This window comes from Helicobacter bizzozeronii, assembly GCF_900196775.1.
In the GTDB taxonomy this organism is placed as follows: Bacteria; Campylobacterota; Campylobacteria; order Campylobacterales; family Helicobacteraceae; genus Helicobacter; species Helicobacter bizzozeronii.
The window spans coordinates 1-18,197 of sequence record NZ_FZLB01000007.1; the positions used below are offsets into that span (position 1 = coordinate 1).

The 18,197-nt window shown below is 47.4% G+C and carries 17 protein-coding genes, 1 tRNA gene and 1 pseudogene; 13 read left to right on the forward strand and 6 right to left on the reverse strand.

Annotation, left to right across the window (positions count from 1 at the left end; translation table 11 throughout):
* Both C5684_RS09395 and C5684_RS01070 read right to left on the reverse strand, forming a co-directional pair.
* A pseudogene (locus C5684_RS09395) lies at window positions 1-206 on the reverse strand (RNA degradosome polyphosphate kinase); the annotation flags it as partial.
* The gene (locus C5684_RS01070; RefSeq protein ID WP_233708611.1) at window positions 175-675 is read right to left on the reverse strand and encodes a polyphosphate kinase; all 501 of its coding nucleotides are present in this window, start codon (window positions 673-675) and stop codon (window positions 175-177) included. The pseudogene C5684_RS09395 and the gene C5684_RS01070, both read right to left, overlap by 32 nt.
* 105 nt (window positions 676-780) lie before the next feature.
* On the opposite strand from C5684_RS01070, the gene C5684_RS01075 reads away from it, so the two are divergent.
* From C5684_RS01075 to C5684_RS09240, 3 genes are all read left to right on the forward strand, one after another.
* Window positions 781-1,797, forward strand: a complete 1,017-nt coding sequence (locus C5684_RS01075; RefSeq protein ID WP_104639147.1) for an SAM-dependent methyltransferase — start codon at window positions 781-783, stop codon at window positions 1,795-1,797.
* A gap of 82 nt (window positions 1,798-1,879) precedes the next feature.
* Window positions 1,880-2,053, forward strand: a complete 174-nt coding sequence (locus tag C5684_RS09235) for a hypothetical protein (protein ID WP_199764455.1) — start codon at window positions 1,880-1,882, stop codon at window positions 2,051-2,053.
* Between the two features lie 3 nt (window positions 2,054-2,056).
* Window positions 2,057-2,194 carry a hypothetical protein gene (locus tag C5684_RS09240; RefSeq protein ID WP_006016545.1) on the forward strand — a complete coding sequence of 46 codons (138 nt, stop codon included), beginning with the start codon at window positions 2,057-2,059 and terminating at the stop codon, window positions 2,192-2,194.
* 2 nt (window positions 2,195-2,196) lie between these two features.
* Here the strand turns inward: C5684_RS09240 and C5684_RS01080 are convergent.
* A tRNA-Pro gene (locus tag C5684_RS01080) sits at window positions 2,197-2,274 on the reverse strand.
* 206 nt (window positions 2,275-2,480) lie between these two features.
* On the opposite strand from C5684_RS01080, the gene pxpA reads away from it, so the two are divergent.
* From pxpA to C5684_RS01105, 5 genes are read left to right on the forward strand one after another with little or no spacing between them, the layout of a single operon-like run.
* On the forward strand, window positions 2,481-3,254 hold the full coding sequence (gene pxpA, locus C5684_RS01085) for a 5-oxoprolinase subunit PxpA (RefSeq protein ID WP_104639148.1): 774 nt from the start codon (window positions 2,481-2,483) through the stop codon (window positions 3,252-3,254).
* A gap of 10 nt (window positions 3,255-3,264) precedes the next feature.
* Window positions 3,265-3,498: an acetyl-CoA carboxylase gene (locus tag C5684_RS01090; RefSeq protein ID WP_104639149.1), complete on the forward strand. Its 234-nt coding sequence runs from the start codon at window positions 3,265-3,267 to the stop codon at window positions 3,496-3,498.
* Window positions 3,499-3,501: 3 nt separating this feature from the next.
* On the forward strand, window positions 3,502-4,863 hold the full coding sequence (locus C5684_RS01095) for an acetyl-CoA carboxylase biotin carboxylase subunit (protein WP_104639150.1): 1,362 nt from the start codon (window positions 3,502-3,504) through the stop codon (window positions 4,861-4,863).
* On the forward strand, window positions 4,864-5,760 hold the full coding sequence (locus C5684_RS01100) for a 5-oxoprolinase subunit B family protein (protein WP_104638771.1): 897 nt from the start codon (window positions 4,864-4,866) through the stop codon (window positions 5,758-5,760). It abuts the gene before it with no gap.
* A complete protein-coding gene (locus C5684_RS01105; protein ID WP_104628859.1) occupies window positions 5,757-6,731 on the forward strand; it encodes a 5-oxoprolinase subunit C family protein in 975 nt (324 codons plus the stop codon). Before C5684_RS01100 ends, C5684_RS01105 begins: the two co-directional genes overlap by 4 nt.
* A 33-nt stretch (window positions 6,732-6,764) precedes the next feature.
* Here the strand turns inward: C5684_RS01105 and C5684_RS01110 are convergent, their stop codons facing one another.
* Genes C5684_RS01110 through ppsA form a run of 3 tightly spaced genes read right to left on the reverse strand, consistent with a single transcriptional unit; the run spans window position 6,765 to window position 10,880 of the window.
* Window positions 6,765-7,784, reverse strand: coding sequence for a glycosyltransferase family 9 protein (locus tag C5684_RS01110; protein WP_104639151.1), 1,020 nt, complete (start codon window positions 7,782-7,784; stop codon window positions 6,765-6,767).
* Window positions 7,774-8,472 (reverse strand): dipeptidase PepE, encoded by a 699-nt coding sequence (gene pepE, locus C5684_RS01115; RefSeq protein WP_104639152.1) that lies wholly within the window; start codon window positions 8,470-8,472, stop codon window positions 7,774-7,776. The genes C5684_RS01110 and pepE overlap by 11 nt, the downstream gene beginning before the upstream one ends.
* Window positions 8,472-10,880 (reverse strand): pyruvate, water dikinase, encoded by a 2,409-nt coding sequence (gene ppsA, locus C5684_RS01120; RefSeq protein ID WP_104639153.1) that lies wholly within the window; start codon window positions 10,878-10,880, stop codon window positions 8,472-8,474. The genes pepE and ppsA overlap by 1 nt, the downstream gene beginning before the upstream one ends.
* A gap of 133 nt (window positions 10,881-11,013) precedes the next feature.
* Between ppsA and C5684_RS01125 the strand changes: the two genes are divergently transcribed.
* Genes C5684_RS01125 through secF form a run of 5 tightly spaced genes read left to right on the forward strand, consistent with a single transcriptional unit; the run spans window position 11,014 to window position 18,184 of the window.
* Window positions 11,014-13,881, forward strand: coding sequence for a RecB-like helicase (locus C5684_RS01125; protein WP_104639154.1), 2,868 nt, complete (start codon window positions 11,014-11,016; stop codon window positions 13,879-13,881).
* A 25-nt stretch (window positions 13,882-13,906) separates the two neighbouring features.
* Window positions 13,907-15,235, forward strand: a complete 1,329-nt coding sequence (nhaA, locus tag C5684_RS01130; protein WP_104639155.1) for a sodium/proton antiporter NhaA — start codon at window positions 13,907-13,909, stop codon at window positions 15,233-15,235.
* Window positions 15,236-15,291: 56 nt separating this feature from the next.
* The gene (gene yajC, locus C5684_RS01135; RefSeq protein ID WP_104639156.1) at window positions 15,292-15,612 is read left to right on the forward strand and encodes a preprotein translocase subunit YajC; all 321 of its coding nucleotides are present in this window, start codon (window positions 15,292-15,294) and stop codon (window positions 15,610-15,612) included.
* 3 nt (window positions 15,613-15,615) lie between these two features.
* Window positions 15,616-17,229 (forward strand): protein translocase subunit SecD, encoded by a 1,614-nt coding sequence (secD, locus tag C5684_RS01140; protein WP_199764456.1) that lies wholly within the window; start codon window positions 15,616-15,618, stop codon window positions 17,227-17,229.
* Window positions 17,216-18,184, forward strand: a complete 969-nt coding sequence (secF, locus tag C5684_RS01145) for a protein translocase subunit SecF (protein WP_104639157.1) — start codon at window positions 17,216-17,218, stop codon at window positions 18,182-18,184. The genes secD and secF overlap by 14 nt, the downstream gene beginning before the upstream one ends.
* The last annotated feature ends 13 nt before the right edge of the window (window positions 18,185-18,197 follow it).

An 18,197-nucleotide genomic window follows, 5' to 3' on the forward strand; every position in this document is an offset into this window, starting at 1 on the left:
ATCTCCATGTCCGCATCGCATGTAACACGGAAAACCATGCTCTCTAAAACGCTGTGTTTTTCAAAGAGCAAGGGGGCAAATTGCTTGACCACCTGTTCCACCGGCACAAAAACGCCCTTTTCTACGGGGATAAAGCGTTTTAAAAGCGCGGGGATTTTGATGATCCCATAGGCTTTATGGGCATAGCTGGTATGTTGCAAGCCCAAAATGAGCCCAAAACTCAAATTGCCCAAAAAAGGGAAGGGGGTCTAAAATGATGGGGACAACAACTGGGTAAAGATAATTATCAAAATAGGCACGCAGTTTCTCGGTGTTCTTGGTGCTCAACTCCTCAACACTCTTGATCACCAAATGTTGCTGGGCTAATTTCTCTTTGAGTTGCAAAAACTGCTCTTGCACGATTTTTTGTTCGGTAACCAGATAACTGCGGATGCATTCTAATTGCTTGCCATGCCCCATTTGCAAGCCCTCTTGCACCACGCTGTGATCATAGAGGTGTTTCAAGCCCGCCACACGGATCATGTAAAACTCATCTAGATTTGTCCCATAGATGGCTAAAAATTTCAGCCGCTCCAAAAGGGGCAAGCTCCCATCGCAAACCTGATCTAATACCCGCGTGTTAAAACGCAACCATGAGAGTTCGCGGTTAAAATACAAATCCGCCGGCAATTCCATACATAGCTTTCTATGACAAGGTGCTTTATTTTAACAAAAGATCAGCTAATTTGGCAAATTAGAGCATTCTAGCTAACATGAGAACACACCAATGATAGGAGATCTATGCAAACTTTTAGTGCGTTGATGCAAGAGTGGCTTTATGGCACAAAGGGCTATTATAGAACTGCTAAAATTGGGGCACAGGGGGACTTTTATACCTCCGTGAGTGCGAGTCGGTGTTTTGGAGGGACCTTAGCCTTTTATGTGTTATCTCTCTTAGAACAAGGGGTTTTGGATTTGCCCTTAAGCATAGTGGAGATTGGCACGGGGGAGGGGCATTTGTTGCAAGATGTGGTGTTGTTCTTGCGCGATCTGAGTTGTGGCGTTTTAGAGCACACCACCTTTTTAAGCGTGGAGCCCTTGAGCACATTAGCCACCCTACAACAACAACGACTCCAAAAAATCCATGCAGATTTGATCTGTGTGCCTAACCTAGAGGCACTAAAACCCCACCTCCAAAAAAGCACATTTCTTTATTGCAATGAATTATGGGATAGTTTCCCTTGTGAGATTGTCCAAGACTCCCAAATGCTCTATATCGATTCTTCTAAGCCCATCTGGAGACCCCTTAGTCAAGCCATCTTAGATTTTTTATCCCACACACACCCACCAGAACAGATCGCCTCTTTTAAAGGTTGTGTGCCCCTCACATGGGAGGGCTACATTAAAGATTTGATCTCTAGTTTGCAAGCAAGCCCAAAATGGGTATTGGTTAGTTTTGATTATGGGCAATATGGCGCACGCGGGGGCGTGGATCTGAGGGCTTATACCCAGCACAGAGTGCTAGACTTTGCAGATATTTTAGCCAACCTAGAGGGCTATTACCAACAAGTGGATTTGACCTATGATGTCAATTTCCAGCTTTTAGAAAAGCTATTACACAAACAAGGAGCCCACACGCTTTTTTACGGGACACAGAGCGCAACTCTTATTAAAATGGGACTAACCCAGCTTTTGGCATTATTAGAACAAAACACCCCCTTTACCCTCTATTCCAAAGAAGCCCTCAAAGCCCGATCGCTCATTAGTCCCGAGGGTTTTGGCGAGCGTTTTAAGGGCTTGATTCTAGGCTCCCCGTAAAATCACCCAAAATTGCCCGCGATTCAACAGATCTTTACCAATGAGTGTTAAAATGGCGATTCATTTTTATTAAAGGATTGCTATGAAAAATGTTTTCTTGTCTGCTCTGCTCGCCCTAGGTCTAGTTGCTTGCCACCAAGAGGGGAGCGCACCCAAAAACCACCCACACGAGTCGCAAGATGGTGCCAAACAACACCAAGCCGATGGGAATAAACCCGCCGTGCAAGAAAAATCACTCTTGCAAGGTGAAAAGTAGGGCATGAAAGAGTCCTTGTGTTTAGCCAGTTTTGTTTTTGTGCTAGCTGGTTGTTGCCATTGCACACCGCAAGTCAAACAAGACAAACAAGAGGAAAAATCTTTGGCTGATCGAAAAACACTTATCCATGGGAAGCGTTGAAATGGTCGGAGTAGCGGGATTCAAACCCACGACCTCACCCACCCCAAGGGTGCGCGCTAATCAGGCTGCGCCATACTCCGCCAAAAAAGAACGGGATTGTAGCACAAATAAAATTAACTCTAACTTATAAATACACACCCCAACCCAAGTATTCTGCCTTTATCTTGTTACTAAAAGCCACAGCAAAACCAAAATCAATGGCTTCCAATCCAAAAAAGCCCGCCCCTTCTCTTTGATTGTGATTCTTGTGCCACAATGGCGCAACAACTTTAGAGAGGAGATACAAGTGAAACAACACATTGATTTAAACAGCGACATGGGGGAATGTTTTGGACCATGGATTATTGGCGATGGCGTAGATGATAAAATTATGAAGCTCATTAGCAGTTGCAATATTGCTGCGGGCTTCCATGCCAGCGATCCTAATATCATGCGCCATAGTGTGCAAAATGCCCTAGAGCAGGGCGTGCAGATCGGGGTGCATCCGGGCTTTAGGGACTTGGTGGGCTTTGGGCGCAGGCACATTGTGGCTAATCCTACAGAACTCACCAATGATTGTCTTTACCAGCTAGGCGCACTGCGGGAGTTTGTGCATTTTCTAGGGGGCAAGTTGCACCATTTTAAGCCCCATGGGAGTTTGTATATCCACGCCAGCAAGGATCGCGAGTTTTCTACAGAACTCATTAAAACCTTGCACGCCATTGACCCGCATTTGCCTATCTATTGCATGGAAAACACAATCACGCATGCCGTGGCAAAGGAGCTCAAACACCCCTTTGTGCGTGAGTTTTACGGGGATCGCGATTATGGCGATGATGGGCAGTTGGTGATGGTGCGCCGGGCGCGCGCCTACACTCCTGAGGAAGTCGCTAATAAAGTCTTGCAAGCCTGCAAAGAGGGCACGGTGCAGGGTGTAACCGGCAAGATCATTCCCGTAGATTTTGACTCGGTGTGTATCCACAGCGACACCCCCGGGGCACTCTCTTTGATAAAAGCCACGCGCACGCTCTTAGAGGAAAAGGGCATTAAAATCCAAAAACCCATTATCCATCAAGCTTAAAGGAGAAAACATGAAAGAAGTCATTAGCCCTATTCCGGGGACCTTTTATCGCAAACCCAACCCGGACGCCGCCCCCTTTGTGGAGATGGGCTCTGAGGTCAATGAAGACACGATTGTATGTCTAGTGGAGGTGATGAAAACCTTTAATGAGATCAAGGCTGGAGCCAAGGGCAAGATCGTAGAGATCAGGGCAGAGAACGAACAATTTGTCAATCCGGGCGATGTGCTCTTTGTGGTGGAGTGAAATATGGGATATAAACCGCAAAAAATCAAAAAGGTTTTGGTCGCTAATAGGGGTGAAATTGCGGTGCGTATTATCCAAGCTGCCCATGAGCTCAACATGAAGGCGGTCGCCATTTACACCGATGCCGATCAGGGGAATCTAGCCTCCCAGCTAGCCGATGAGGCTTACCGCGTGGGGGAAAATTTGGCACACAAGAGTTATCTTAATATTGATAAAGTCTTAGAGATTGCCAAACAAGCCCAAGTGGATGCGATTCACCCCGGATATGGCTTTTTGAGCGAGAATCCTAAGTTTGCGGCACGGGTGGAGGAAGCGGGGATCATTTTTGTAGGACCCTCTAGCGCACTCATTGAAATGATGGGCGATAAGGCTAAAGCTTTGCAACAGGCTAAAAAAAGCCAAGTGCCCACCATGCCAAATAGTCCGGTCTTGCAAAATGTGGATCAGGCATTGCAAGAAGCGTCCAAAATTGGCTATCCCCTACTCATTAAAGCCATTGCCGGGGGCGGGGGCAAGGGGATTAGGTTGGTGGCAAATGAGGGGGATTTAAAAACCCAATTTGACATCGCCACAGCCGAGGCGCAGGCGGCTTTTGGGAATGGCGGGGTGTATTTGGAAAAATACTTGCAAGGTGCTAAACACATTGAGGTGCAGGTATTAGGCGATGGTGAGCGGGTGATCCACCTATACGATCGCGAATGTTCGTTGCAACGGCGTAGGCAAAAGGTGCTAGAAGAAGCTCCCAGCCCCAGCCTAGATTGCCAAACTAGAGAGGCTTTATGTGCGAGTGCGGCACGCATGGCTGCTGATGTGGGCTACAAGGGAGCGGGGACTTTGGAGTTTCTCTATGACACGCAAAGCAAGGGGTTTTACTTTTTGGAGATGAATACCCGTATCCAAGTCGAACACGCCATTACGGAGATGGTAACTGGGATTGATTTGGTGCGCCAGATGTTACGCATTGCTGATGGGGAGGCTCTGACTTACAAACAAGAGGACATTTCTTTGCGGGGGCATTCTATTGAGGTGCGAATCAACGCTGAAGATCCAAGCAATAATTTTTTCCCCAGCCCCGGGGAGATCACCAAGTTACAATGCCCTACTGGCTCGGGGGTGCGCCTAGACAGCATGCTCTTTAATGGGCGTATCATCCCGCCCTTTTACGACTCGCTCATTGCTAAACTCATCGTCTATGATCAAAACCGCGAGTTTGCTCTTAGCAAACTCAAACGGGCTTTAAATGAGCTCAAAATTGAGGGGGTCAAGACCACGATCGGGCTTTTTAAGGAACTTGTGGAGAATCCGCATGTCCAACGGGGGGATTATGACATCAACTTTTTAGAAAGCTACAAACTAGGAGGCTAAATGGCGTTTAGATATAGTTTTGGAGGCGATACTTTCTTGTATGTGGAGGTGAGCGAGGATGGGATGTCTTTGGAGGCATTTTTTCTAGCGATGGCGATTTGCAACAAGCTAAGGGCGATGCAGATAGAGGGCATCACCGAGATTTGCCCGGCTAATGCTTCTTACATGATCGCCTTTAACCCAGATATTCTGCCCTACCAAAAAGCCCTAGAGATTTTAAAATCTTTAGAAAAAGAAGTCGTGGGCGCACAAACAGAAATCCAAACCCGCTTGATTGAAATGCCCGTTTTTTACAACGACCCCTATACCCATGAATGCCAAATGCGTTTCCGCAATAACCACCAGTGCAGAGAGCCCGGGTCCACTCTTGATCCCAATATGAGCGATATTGAATACGCCCGCCAAATCAATGGGTATGAGAGTGTGGAGGCTTTTATTAAAGCCCATTCAGAAAGCCCTTGGTTTGTGAGCATGATCGGCTTTGTAGCCGGGCTGCCATGGCTTTACCAGCTCGTGGATCGCAAAGCCCAAATTGAAGTGCCTAAATACCCAGTTGCACGCATTGATACGCCCAAACTCACCATCGGGCATGGGGGGTGCTTTGGCTGTGTTTATGCTGTGCGTGGGGGTGGGGGGTATCAGATGATGGGGATCACGCCTGCGCCCGTGTGGGACCCCGAGCAAAGATTGCCCTATTTTAAAGAGAGCATGGTGTTTTTAAACCCCGGGGACATCATCAAATTCACCCCCTGCACGCCCGCCCAATACGACCAATATGTTAAAGAAGTGGAGACAGGCACTTTTGATCTACCCATCCACTCTGTGCCTTTTTCTCTCAAAGAGTGGCAGGCAAACCCCAAAGCCTACAACCAAAAAATCTTGGAGGTGCTAAAATGAGTTCTTTTAAAGTTTTACAGCCTGGGATTGCCACCTATGTAGAGGATTTGGGGCGTTATGGTTACTACCATTTGGGTATCCCTCCCGGGGGCGCACTCGATCAAGCTTCCTTCATTGCGGCTAATATCTTGGTGGGTAATGACAAAAACGCCGCTGCCTTAGAGGCAGCTTTAATGCCCCCAGAATTAGAATTTGAAAAAGAAAGCTATGTTGCTGTTACGGGGGCGCACACCACGCCCTTAGTGAATGGCAAAGAGATGCCCAGCAACCAAGCGATCAAGGTGGGGGCTGGGGATAAACTCAGTTTTAGCTATTTTAAAAAAGGCGCGCGGGCGTATATTGCTGTGGCTGGGGGGATTGATGTCCCGGTGGTGATGGGCTCTAAATCGACCTACCCGTTAGGGGGCATTGGGGGCTTTAAGGGCAGAAAATTAGAAGCAGGCGATGTGTTGCAAATTGGCACGCCCACAGGCAAACCCAGCCAAAAAGCCCTAGCCTCTGAGTTTCATCTGCATTTAGAAGAGGTGGAGTCCTTGCGGGTGATCTTGGGGTTGCAAGATTACAAGCTCACAGATCAAAGTTTGGAAAATCTTTTTAGCGATACCTTTGTGGTTTCTACGCAGGCGGATCGCTTGGGTTATCGCTTTAAAAACGGGCAGAAATTCACCTATAAAGATTTACCCCAGCCCTTTGGGGCGGGCTCTAATCCGAGCAATATCGCCGATGCTTGCTACCCAGTGGGCTCGATGCAAGCCCCCGGGGGCAATGAGCCGATCGTTTTGCAACGAGATGCGCCCAGTGGGGGCGGGTTTGCGATGTATTGTACGGTCATTAGTTGTGATTTGGATCACATGGGGCAATTTGCACCCAACCAAAAAGTGCGCTTTAAACAAGTGGATATGCAGCAAGCCCTCCAAGCACGCAAAGCCTATCAAGACAAGATTAAGAAGATGATTGCTAGTCTTAGTTAAGGGATTGGCAACAATCTAGGTTGTTTTATGGGGCTATGGGGTTAAGACACCTTGCACGAATTCTAAGACCTGATCGGTGGGGATTTTTAGTCCGCTTAAGTCATTAGCTGGGGTTACTGGGCTTGAAAAGCCCAAATGTGCCGTGTTGGTGGGTTGCCAACGCAGCGCACTAGAGGTGGCATGGCTAGGATAAAAGGCTAAAGTGGGGACATTAAAGGCTGCCCCCAAGTGTAGAGGACCAGTTGATCCGCAAATCAAGAGCCTAGCGCATGCCAAAGAGTGGGCAAAATCGAGCAAGCCTTGTTGGGATTCATAGATTGTTACTGGTTTGGCGATCATCTTGGCTAGTTGGCGTGCCAGTGCGCCCTCTGTGGGTCCTGCACTTAAAATCAGCTCGATAGCAAAGTGCTCTAAAAGCGTGTTGGCAAGCTGGGCATATTGTTCTAGGCTCAAAGTCGGGGCACTGCCCCCCGATCCGGCGTGCAAAAAGACCCAAGGCTGGGCACTCAGCCCTAGCTCTTGGGTTAGTTTTTCTTTTTGTTTGGCTAAAATCTTTGGACTTAGCACCCAAAAGGGGGCTTGGGGCTCTATAATCGGTGCGCTCTGCCCTTTGAGAAAAAAACGGACCAGATCCAAATTGTATTCAAATTCGGGTTTGATCGAACGCGATCGCCGTTGGGTGAGGCGGTGGGTGTAAAAAAACTGCACCCATTTGGTCGCTGGGGCTAGGCGGTGGGGGATTTTAGCCCGCCACACCAATAGGGCGTTATAGGCGTTAGAAAAAAAGTTAATGGCATAGTCAAAATGGTGGGTTTTAATGCGTGCCAGCAAATCTTGTTTAGCCTGCTTGCTGGCTTGTTTGCCCGGATCAAGGATCACGCCATCTAAATAGGGGCAATTTTGCGCGATGGGGGCGGTGTATGCGGGCACGAGGGCGATGAGTTGTAACTTAGGCGCGCTCTTTTTGAGCATGGCAAGAGCGGGGAAGATCAGCATAAAATCGCCTAACTTGTCATTGCGAATCACCAATAATTTTTGCCCCTCAAAGCCCAAAAGTGGCTCCCGAGCTTAAGGGTGTGGCGTTGTAAGGGTGTGTGATTTGGTAGAGGGGGGCGTTATGAGGGTGTAAATAGCGTGCTTGCCCCCCTTGCACCCACAAACAAGCCCCATCGGGCAGGGCATTTACCACGCTGTGGGGGTTGAGGGTTAAAAACTCGGCTAATCTCTCTTGCCTGCTCTCACCTTGATGGTGTTTGCCCCCCACAAAGTGGGGGTTGATGTGGTGGGGGAAAAGATCAAGAGCTTTCAAACTGGGGGGATAGATGATGGGCATGTCATTGGTGGTGTGGATACTAGGAGTGGCCACATTAGCCCCAGCTGACCAACCCAAGTAGGGCACGCCCTGCCTGACCCTTTGGGCGATCTTGTCTAATAGATTGTAGGTATAGAGATCGTGCAAGAGTTTAAAGCTATTCCCCCCGCCCATTAAAAACCCCCCGCACCGATCCAAAAGGCTTAAATCGCTATGCACGCCCACAATCTGCACGGGCAAACTCTTAAGGGCTTCTTGCACCTCTTGGGTGTAGGTTTTATGATCTTTTAACACGCTGGCAAAGGGCACAAAGCCCAAGGTTTGCCCCTCTAGGCGGTGTTGTTTAATAAAATCTTGCAAAGTCTCTAGGGCATGGGTTAAAAATGTGCCCCCATAGCAAGCACTGGAGAGCAAGAGCAAAGAGGGCATTAAAGCAAACTTTGTTCTAATTTAGCAACCCGCTCCCAAGTGGTGATGACCGAGTCGGGATTGAGCGAGAGGGAACTAATGCCATGCTTGACTAAAAATTCGGCTACCTCAATATAATCGCTAGGAGCTTGCCCGCAAATCCCGCAATACTTGCCATGTTTTTGGCATGCTTCAATGGCGCGCCTAAACATCTCCAACATCGCCGGGTTGCGTTCATCAAAAACATGGCTGACTAACTGCCCGTCCCGATCCACGCCCAGCGTGAGTTGGGTTAAATCATTAGAACCAATGGAAAAACCATCAAAGAGGTTTAAAAAGTCATCGGCTAAGATCACATTCACGGGCAATTCACACATGATATAAATATCTAGCCCATTTTTGCCAGACTCTAGCCCATTTTTACGCAAAATCTCTAAGACCTTTTTAGCCTCCTCAATGGTGCGCAAAAAGGGGATCATGATTTTCATGTTGGTTAGCCCCATTTGCTCACGCACCAAACACAATGCCTCGCACTCCCAGCCAAAGGCTTCTTTATAAAGGTCCGAATAATAACGACTCGCCCCCCTAAAGCCTAACATGGGGTTTTCCTCATGGGGCTCATAGGCACCCCCGCCCAGCATGCGCATATATTCGTTGGATTTAAAATCACTGGTGCGCACGATGACCGGTTTAGGATAAAACGCCGCACTGATCATGCCCATCCCCTCAGCGATCTTTTTGATGAAAAAGTCTTTAGGGCCCTCATACCCTGCAATCAAGCTTTCAATCTTTTCGCGATCGGGCACGCTCTTATTGTGGTGCATATCCACCAAAGCTAGGGGGTGGGCTTTGATTTGGTTGAGCATGATAAGCTCCATGCGCGCCAGCCCCACGCCGTGATTAGGCAGTTGGGAGAATTTAAAGGCTTTTTCGGGGTTGCCAATGTTGAGGTAGATTTTGGTTTTGGGTTCGCTTAAATTGTCTAAGGCGATGCGTTCCACCTCAAAGGCATGCGCACCGCTATAAATATAGCCCTGTTCGCCCTCCGCACAAGAGATCGTAACCTCCATGCCCGTATAAAGCGATTCAGTTGCCCCGATTGCCCCCACAATGGTGGGCACGCCAATTTCGCGCGCCACAATGGCGGCATGGCAGGTGCGCCCGCCTCTGTTGGTGATGACCGCGCTTGCCTTTTTCATGATGGGCTCCCAATCCGGATCGGTGTTATCGGTTACCAACACCTCCCCCTCTTTAAAAATATTCATGTGATCCAAGCTATTGATCACACGCACCTTGCCAATACCAATTTTGCTCCCAATGGCTTTACCGGTGAGCAAGACCTCCTTAGGTGCTTTATCTTTAAAGCGGTATTTTTCATAGATGCGGTTTTCCATCTGCTGGCTTTGCACGGTTTCTGGGCGGGCTTGCACGATGAAAATCTCCCCACTATCCCCATCTTTAGCCCATTCAATGTCCATGGGGCGGTATTGCCCGGCTTCCTTACTATAATGCGCCTCGATGATCACGGCATAGCGTGCCAAACTCAAAATATCCTCATCGCTCAAGGAAAAACGATAATATTCATCCGCCGGGGTAACCACGCTCTTAGTGGGGCTCTCACTCCCCCTAGAGGCATAGACAATTTTTTGGGATTTATCCCCTAATTGGCGTTTGATAATGGGTTGTTTGCCCGCTTTGAGCGTGGGTTTGAAGACATAAAATTCGTCCGGATTGACTAACCCCCCCACAACGCTCTCCCCCAAACCCCAGTTAGAGGTGATAAAGATGGCATCTTGAAACCCGGTTTCGGTGTCAATGGAGAACATCACGCCCGCGCTGGCTTTGTCCGCACGCACCATCTTTTGCACGCCCACGCTCAAGGCAACTTTGAGGTGATCAAAACCCCGAGAGGCGCGGTAACTAATGGCGCGATCGGTAAAGAGTGAGGATAGACATGCCTTGATATAATGCACCAACTCCGCCTTACCCTTCACATTCAAATAAGTATCTTGTTGCCCAGCAAAGGAGGCATCGGGCAAGTCCTCAGCCGTAGCCGAACTCCTCACGGCAACATCGGCTTCACGCATGTTGTATTCATCGCTTAATATTTTGTAGGCTTGCAAGATTTCATCGCGTAAATCTGCTGGAAAGGGAGTGCCAAAGATCAGATCGCGGATTTGCTTGGAGCGCATTTTGAGCACATCTAGCTCGGTGGCATCCACATTTTTTAATAGCTGGACAATCTGCTCTTTAATGCCCCCTTGTTCTAACAAATACCAATACGCCTCGCTGGTGATGGCAAAACCATTAGGCACTTTGATCCCACTGGGCACTAACTCTTGGAACATCTCCCCAATGCTGGCATTCTTGCCCCCCACTAGGGCAATATCTCTGTTGTTGAGCTCTTGATAAAACTTGATGTATCGCATGGCACTCTCTTTTTAATTTGTATCTCTCATTATAACATGGACATGCTAAGGGAGGGTATTAAGCAAGGGGGAAAGGCGTTTTTTAAATTAAGGCTTTTTGAGTATCATTTGTTAAAACCTTAAAGAGAGTGTGATGGTTAGGGGCAATTTTTCATCTTTGGCATTAAGGGCTTCTGCTGGGAGCGGGAAGACTTTCCACCTCACCTTGCGTTTTGTCGCCTCGCTGCTCAGAGAAAAATTAATGTTTAAAAATAACGCAAGTGCTTTTGAAATTTTAGCCTTGACTTTTACTAATAAGGCTGCTGCTGAAATGGGCGAGCGCATTAGAAATGCCTTGCAAGAGTTGCTAGCAGAGAGCCAAGCGTATTTGCAAAACCCCAGCACCTTTCCCCATGCCAACCGCAGTTCTTTTAGCACTGAGCTTGAAAACAAATATGGCATCACCCTAGAGATGATCGCCCCGCATATGGAGTCCATTTACCAAAGTTTCTTACAAGATCGCTTGCAAATCACCACCATTGATGCGTTTTTGCAAAAAATCTTGCGTAAATTCAGCTATTTTGTGGGCGTGAGCGCGCATTTTAAGGTTGGGCATTTGGACAATCAAGACAAGCTCAATTCCTTTATCGCCACGCTCAAACCCCATGAATTGCAAGACTTAGAGCAATTTTGCACCCAAGCCCTAGATTTGAGCCAAAGCATGCGGATGGTGCAAATCTTAGAACCTTTTTTAGAACTCTACTACCAAGGCATTAAGAAAAAACATTTGGCAATCACGCCCCAAGCGCAGAGTTTAAAAACCTTGCAAGAACAGCTTAAGCAAAATTGGCAAGCCCTAAGACTGGAGGTTTTAAGCCGTGTGGAGGGCAAAATAGCCACAAATGCACTCAAGCCCGATTTAGAAGGTTTGCAAGACTCTTTAAACCCCCTCATGGAAGGCTCGCAATACCGCTACTTTAAAAAATTCAAGTTGCAAGATTTAGACCCCAAGTTTAAAGCCTTGTTAAAGCAACTCAAAGAGTATTATACCCTCAAAGAATCTACGATTTTCCAAAAACTAGGCGATCTATTAGATCGCTACGACAAGCATACCCATAGCCCCCAACATCTTGACTTTGCCAGCATCGCCCTAAAAACCTACCAACTCTTAGAAGAACGCAACTGGGAGAGTTTTTCTAACTTTTTTTACTTCCGTTTGGATACGCAAATCCGCCATATCTTGTTAGATGAATTCCAAGATACCAGCATTTTGCAATACCAAATCCTAAAACCCATGATCGATGAAATCTTAGCGGGCAAGGGGCAAAAGGAAGGGCGGAGCGTGTTTTTAGTCGGGGATTCCAAACAGAGCATTTATGGTTTTAGGGGGAGCTATAGCCTCTTATTTGATCGCCTCTGTGCTGATACGAGGTTCCACCCCCAATCCTTGCCCCATAACTTTAGAAGTGATAAAATCATCATGGATTTTGTCAATGAGAGTTTTAAACTCCCCATTAAAGATTATGAATACCAAGAATTGCCCCCAGAGAGCCCCGCACACAAACAGGGGGGGTATGTCAAGGTGATCCAAGTTGCTAATCATTCTGAAAAAACAGATTTGCAAGCAGAAATGCTAAAAGTGGCTTTTCAAGAGGTGCTGACTCTCTTAAAAGCAGGGATTGCGCCTAGCACAATTGCGTTGCTTTGCTTTAAAAATGACGATGTGCGCGCTTTAAAAGACTATTTGCTAGAGATGCGGGAAAATTGTAAAGAATTGCAGGGGGTAGAAATTGTCAGCGATGCGGACATGGGCTTGTTGGCGCAAAAAGAAGTCAAGATCATGCTCTATGCACTCCAACACGCCCTAGCCACCCCCAAGCACCAACCCTATTACCAAGCCTGTATCCTTAAATTGTTGGGCTTAAACTTAGATACCCCCCTATCCTTGCCCCCCTTTATGGAATTAAGCCCCTATCTTTTTACGCTCATGCAAGAATTGGAGCTATATAGCCCCGGGGCTTGTCACCTGCTAGAACTCTCTTTAGAATACACCAACGCCCCAGACTTCTTAGAAGCCTTAGAGAAAGAAAAACCCGCCTTTAGCCAGAGCAATACACACGGGATCACGCTCATGACGATTCATAAATCTAAGGGGTTGGAGTTTGATCATGTGATTTTGTTGGATCGCTTAGGTGGGGTGCGCCCAAATACCAACAAGTTTTTCACCACCTACCAACATGGCACCATGCAGGTTTTTTACAAACAAAAACATAGGGAGTTGGTGGATGAGGACTACAACCAAGCCCTTAAGGAATACGAAAAAACCCAAGAGCGCGAAAATACTAATATCCTTTATGTGGCTTGCACACGGGCTAAACACAGCTTAATCATCATCCAAAAGCCCGACAAAAGTGCCTTTAAACCTCTAGAGCTTGAGCCCTTGCAAAGGGGTAGTTTGGCATGCACACAAGAGCCCCCACAAGATGCGCCCAAATCTTGTGGGGATCAAGCCCCCTCTTTGCTAGAGAGCCAAGAGTCCTTTGGGGAACAAAGCGATCATTTAAGACAAGAACCCCCCTTAGAGGAAAATGCGCTGGGCATGCTCTTTGGGATCATCTTGCACAAAGCCCTAGAATTGCACTATGGTTATGGGGTGCATTTGGAGGAAGTGCAAGCCTATTTGAGCCACCATTATGGCTTTGGGGGCATAGAGATTGCTAAGGTGCTTGCGCGTGTCCAACACTTGCAAAAAGCCCCCTCATTTTTAGAGCTGTTAAAAGGGCGTATGGCGGTTGAGGTGGGCTTTAAAATCCAACGCGATATTTGGCGCATGGACATGCTCTTATTTGAGGGCGATCAGATCACAATTTTAGATTTTAAAAGTGGAGAGGGCAACCTTGAGGCAAACCGCGCACAAGTGCAGGGTTATAAGGAACGCGTTGGGCGCATTTACCCCCAAAAGCGTGTGCAAGCTGCCTTAATTTATGCCCTATCTAACCAAATAGAGGTAAGCCCAATTTAAACGATTTAAACAAGAAAGGATCGCCATGCCAGATTCGGTAGTCAAGAGGAATATATTTTTAGATTTTATTAAGAGCGAATCCTTTGGTGGGATTTTTTTATTTGTGAGTGCCGTGTGGGCGATGATCTATGCCAATTCTTTTTTATCCACCTATTATTTTGAGCTGTGGCACACGAAAGTGGGCTTCACCTTTGGTGGAACCTTTATCGGGTTCTCTTTGCGCCAGTGGATTGATGATGTGCTGATGGCGTTTTTCTTTTTGATGGTGGGCTTGGAGATCAAGCGAGAAGTCTTATACGGGGAATTATGCGGATTTCAAAAGGCTGCCTTCCCCGTGATTGCCGCACTAGGGGGCATGCTAGCCCCCGGGATCATCTATTATAGCCTGAATGCGGGCACTAATAGCGCGCATGGGTTTGGGATTCCTATGGCAACAGATATTGCCTTTGCTCTGGGCGTGATCTTGATTTTGGGCAAGAGAGTCCCCACATCGCTAAAGGTCTTTTTAGTTACCCTAGCAGTAGCCGATGACTTGGGGGCAATTGTGGTGATCGCCATTTTTTATAGCACCAATTTACATGTGGGCTGGTTGGTAGGCTCGGGGGTTGTCTTACTGGTGTTGGCATTGCTCAATAAAATGGGGGTGCGCAGCTTGTGGCCCTATTTGCTTTTAGGGGTAATTCTTTGGTTCACCACACATAGTAGCGGGGTGCATGCCACCATTGCTGCTGTCGCTCTGGCTTTTACGATCCCCATTAAAGTCCCCCAAGATAAAAAGTTAGTGCATGGGTTTTCCCAACTGGTGGATAATTTCAAACAAACCTTCGATCCGCACACCTACCACGCCAACAAGCCCTTAGAACAAGATCAACGCGACATTCTCTACGCCTTGCAAAACACCACTAAGAGCCTACAAAGCCCCCTAGAAAAGCTAGAGCACTTCTTGCACCCTTATGGGGCTTACTTTATTATGCCCTTGTTTGCTTTGGCTAATGCTGGGGTGCATGTGGGTAAAGAAATGCACTTTGGGGTGGATGAAATCTTATGGGGCGTGGTGCTGGGGCTGGTGGTGGGTAAGCCTATAGGGATTTTAGGAATCACCTTTTTAGCCGAAAAACTCCGCATTGCCAAACGCCCTGATGGCGTGGGCTGGGGGCAGATTTTGGGGGCGGGCATGTTGGCTGGCATTGGTTTTACCATGTCGATGTTTATTTCTAATTTAGCCTTTAATAGCCAAGAGAGCATGGAGGTCTCCAAGATTGCCATTTTACTAGGCTCGATCATCTCTGGGGTTTTAGGCACGCTTTATCTCTTTGTATTGGGCATGTTTTCCAAATCCAAGAATCCTATCTAAAGCCAAAAATTAAGAAAAATGGCTATAATGTTAGGTTTTAATATAAAAGGATTGCGATGAGTCAGACTAAGGAGCTCTTAACCTCTCTCTTGCCCTTATTGGTGCTTTTTTTGATTTTTTACTTCTTGATCATCCGCCCCCAAAGGGTGCAGGCTAAAAAGCATAAAGAGATGTTAGACAATTTGCAAAAGGGCGATAAAATCGTCAGTCAAGGGGGTTTGATCTGTGAGGTGATCAAACCAGAAAGCGCCTTTTTTAAGGTTAAGATCAACGACAACACAGAGGTTAGGTTAGCCAAAAACCATGTAGCCTACAAACTAGAGGATTTGGAAAAAGAGTCGGGCGATTCTAAGGTATCTTTACAAAAAGAGAACTAGCTTTTGAAACGGGTTTTCAACACGCGTTTTTTGGCCTTTTTGATCGCCCTAGTGGTGGGGGTGGGGTTTTCTTTGCCCAGTTTGTTACAAACTAAGGGACCCAAGATCACTTTGGGCTTGGATTTAAGGGGGGGGTTGAGTTTGCTATTGGGCGTGCAGCTAGAGGAAGCCTTGAAAAATAAATACAGCTCTATGGCAGCCTCCTTAGACTACGCCTTTAAAAAAGAAAATTTACTCATCCAAAACTTGCGCTCCTCCTTACAAGGTGTTGAATTTGACCTACCCGATAAAGACGATGTTAAAGCCCTCAACCAAATTTTGGAGGGGTTGCGCAAAGATGGCGTGCAAGTTTCTATCGAGCAAGATCACTACACTTTGAGCCTAGATTTCCCCAAAATCCAAGAGTTCCACCAACAAACAATCGCCCAAGTGATCAGCACCATTAGAAACCGCTTGGATCAATTCGGGCTAGCCGAACCCACAGTCTTACAACAAGGCAAGGATGCGATTTTGGTGCAACTCCCCGGCATTAAAACCATCCAAGAGGAGCAAAGAGCTAAGGAGCTCATCACCAAATCTGCGCATTTGCAGATGATGGCAGTTGATGAGGAAAAAGACCCGTATGTGCATGAATTAAGCGAGGAGGAGATTCAAAAATTAGGCGATGTGGTGCTGCCCTATGCGGACAACAGAGCAGGCAAGTTGCTCTTAAAGGCGGTGCCCATTTTAGATGGGGAGATGCTCACCGATGCACAAGTAGTTTATGATCAAAATAACCAACCCGTAGTGAGTTTCACGCTGAACGCCCAAGGGGCGCATATTTTTGGGGATTTCTCAGGGGCTAATGTGGGCAAACGCATGGCGGTGGTTTTGGATAATAAAGTCTATTCAGCCCCCTATATCCGCGAGCGAATCGGTGGGGGGAGCGGGCAGATTAGCGGGAGCTTTAGCGTGGAGCAAGCCAGCGATTTAGCCATCGCACTTAGAAGTGGGGTTTTAAGTGCACCCATTGTGGTGTTAGAAAAACGCATCATCGGGCCCAGTTTGGGGGCGGATAGCATTAAAACCTCCATCGTGGCGCTCATTGGGGGCTTTATGATGGTGATGGCTTTTATGATTGTCTATTATGCAATGGCGGGCGTGATCGCCAGCGTGGCTTTGATTGTGAATTTGTTTTTGATTATTGCCGTGATGGCGCTCTTTGGGGCAACCTTGACCTTGCCGGGCATGGCAGGCATTGTGCTCACTGTGGGGATGGCAGTGGATGCTAATATCATCATCAATGAGCGAATCCGTGAGGGGTTGCGGGCTAATGAGAGTGTCGCCCAAGCTCTGTATTCAGGTTATCTAAACGCCTCTAGGGCGATTTTTGACTCCAACTTAACCTCTTTGATCGCCTCCTTTTTGCTCTATGCCTATGGCACAGGACCCATTAAGGGCTTTGCGCTCACCACCGGGATTGGGATTTTAGCCTCGATCTTAACTGCCATTGTGGGCACGCAGGGCTTTTACCAAGCCATTTTGCCCAAACTCTCGCGCAAGAAAAATCTGTATTTTTGGTTTGGGGTGCAGACCTCTGTTAAACACCCCAAAAAGGCTTTGCATGGAACTCTTTAAGCGCGCACGCATTTTAAATTTTATGGAGTATTCTAAGTGGGGTTTGGGGGTTTCTCTTGCCGTGCTGGTGGTTTGCTTGGCTCTGATCTTTTTTAAGGGTTTTAATTTGGGGGTGGATTTTGCTGGGGGGAGCGTGGCACAGGTGCGCTTTAGCCAGCAAGCCCCTTTGGAGTCCATCCGCAAGGCTTTTGTGCAAGCAGGCTTTAGTGGCGTGCAGGTGAGCGAGTTTGGCTCTTCTAGTGAGGTGGTGATCAAAATCCCTTTATTGAGCACCAACCACACTAAGGATTTAGGCGAACAGATCAGCCAAATTTTAACCCCCTTAGGTCAATTTGAGATTCGCAAGCTAGATAGCGTGGGCCCTAAGGTGGGCGATGAGTTGCGTGAAAAAGGAATCCTCTCCTTAGTCTTGGCGATCGTGGCGATGATGATTTATGTGAGTTTCCGCTATGAGTGGCGTTTTGCTTTGGCTGGGGTGTTGGCTTTGGTCCATGATACCCTCATCACGGCTACCAGCGTGATTGTTTTTAACATCGATCTGAATTTAGAGGTGATCGCTGCACTTTTAACCCTCATTGGCTATTCCATCAATGACACCATCATTATTTTTGATCGCATCCGTGAGGGCATGTTGGCTAGGCGTTCTAGCGATTTGAATGCCGTGATCAATGAAGCCATCTCTAGCACGCTCACCCGCACGCTTTTTACCTCGCTGACCGTGTTTTTGGTGCTCTTGGTGCTCTATATTTTTGGCTCTAAAATCTTGGTGGGCTTTTCCTTGCCCATGCTGGTGGGCACGATTGTGGGCACTTATAGCTCGATTTTTCTAGCCCCTAGAATTGCGGTGTTACTGGGTTTTGATCTAGGACGCTACCATGACAATGAATTAAAAAAACTCAAGCGCAAGCAAGAAAAGGAGCGTTTGCGCCGCCAATATGAGCATGGGCGGCTTTAAAACCACAATATAA

Excerpts from the sequence above, each read along its gene's own strand:
- C5684_RS01125 (WP_104639154.1), top strand. The coding sequence starts at position 11,014 with ATGGTTAGGGGCAATTTTTCATCTTTGGCATTAAGGGCTTCTGCTGGG.
- ppsA (WP_104639153.1), bottom strand. The coding sequence starts at position 10,880 with ATGCGATACATCAAGTTTTATCAAGAGCTCAACAACAGAGATATTGCC.
- C5684_RS01100 (WP_104638771.1), top strand. The coding sequence starts at position 4,864 with ATGGCGTTTAGATATAGTTTTGGAGGCGATACTTTCTTGTATGTGGAG.
- C5684_RS01090 (WP_104639149.1), top strand. The coding sequence starts at position 3,265 with ATGAAAGAAGTCATTAGCCCTATTCCGGGGACCTTTTATCGCAAACCC.
- C5684_RS01075 (WP_104639147.1), top strand. The coding sequence starts at position 781 with ATGCAAACTTTTAGTGCGTTGATGCAAGAGTGGCTTTATGGCACAAAG.
- C5684_RS01095 (WP_104639150.1), top strand. The coding sequence starts at position 3,502 with ATGGGATATAAACCGCAAAAAATCAAAAAGGTTTTGGTCGCTAATAGG.
- C5684_RS09235 (WP_199764455.1), top strand. The coding sequence starts at position 1,880 with ATGAAAAATGTTTTCTTGTCTGCTCTGCTCGCCCTAGGTCTAGTTGCT.
- pepE (WP_104639152.1), bottom strand. The coding sequence starts at position 8,472 with ATGCCCTCTTTGCTCTTGCTCTCCAGTGCTTGCTATGGGGGCACATTT.
- yajC (WP_104639156.1), top strand. The coding sequence starts at position 15,292 with ATGAGTCAGACTAAGGAGCTCTTAACCTCTCTCTTGCCCTTATTGGTG.
- secF (WP_104639157.1), top strand. The coding sequence starts at position 17,216 with ATGGAACTCTTTAAGCGCGCACGCATTTTAAATTTTATGGAGTATTCT.
- nhaA (WP_104639155.1), top strand. The coding sequence starts at position 13,907 with ATGCCAGATTCGGTAGTCAAGAGGAATATATTTTTAGATTTTATTAAG.
- C5684_RS09240 (WP_006016545.1), top strand. The coding sequence starts at position 2,057 with ATGAAAGAGTCCTTGTGTTTAGCCAGTTTTGTTTTTGTGCTAGCTGGT.
- C5684_RS01105 (WP_104628859.1), top strand. The coding sequence starts at position 5,757 with ATGAGTTCTTTTAAAGTTTTACAGCCTGGGATTGCCACCTATGTAGAG.
- C5684_RS01070 (WP_233708611.1), bottom strand. The coding sequence starts at position 675 with ATGGAATTGCCGGCGGATTTGTATTTTAACCGCGAACTCTCATGGTTG.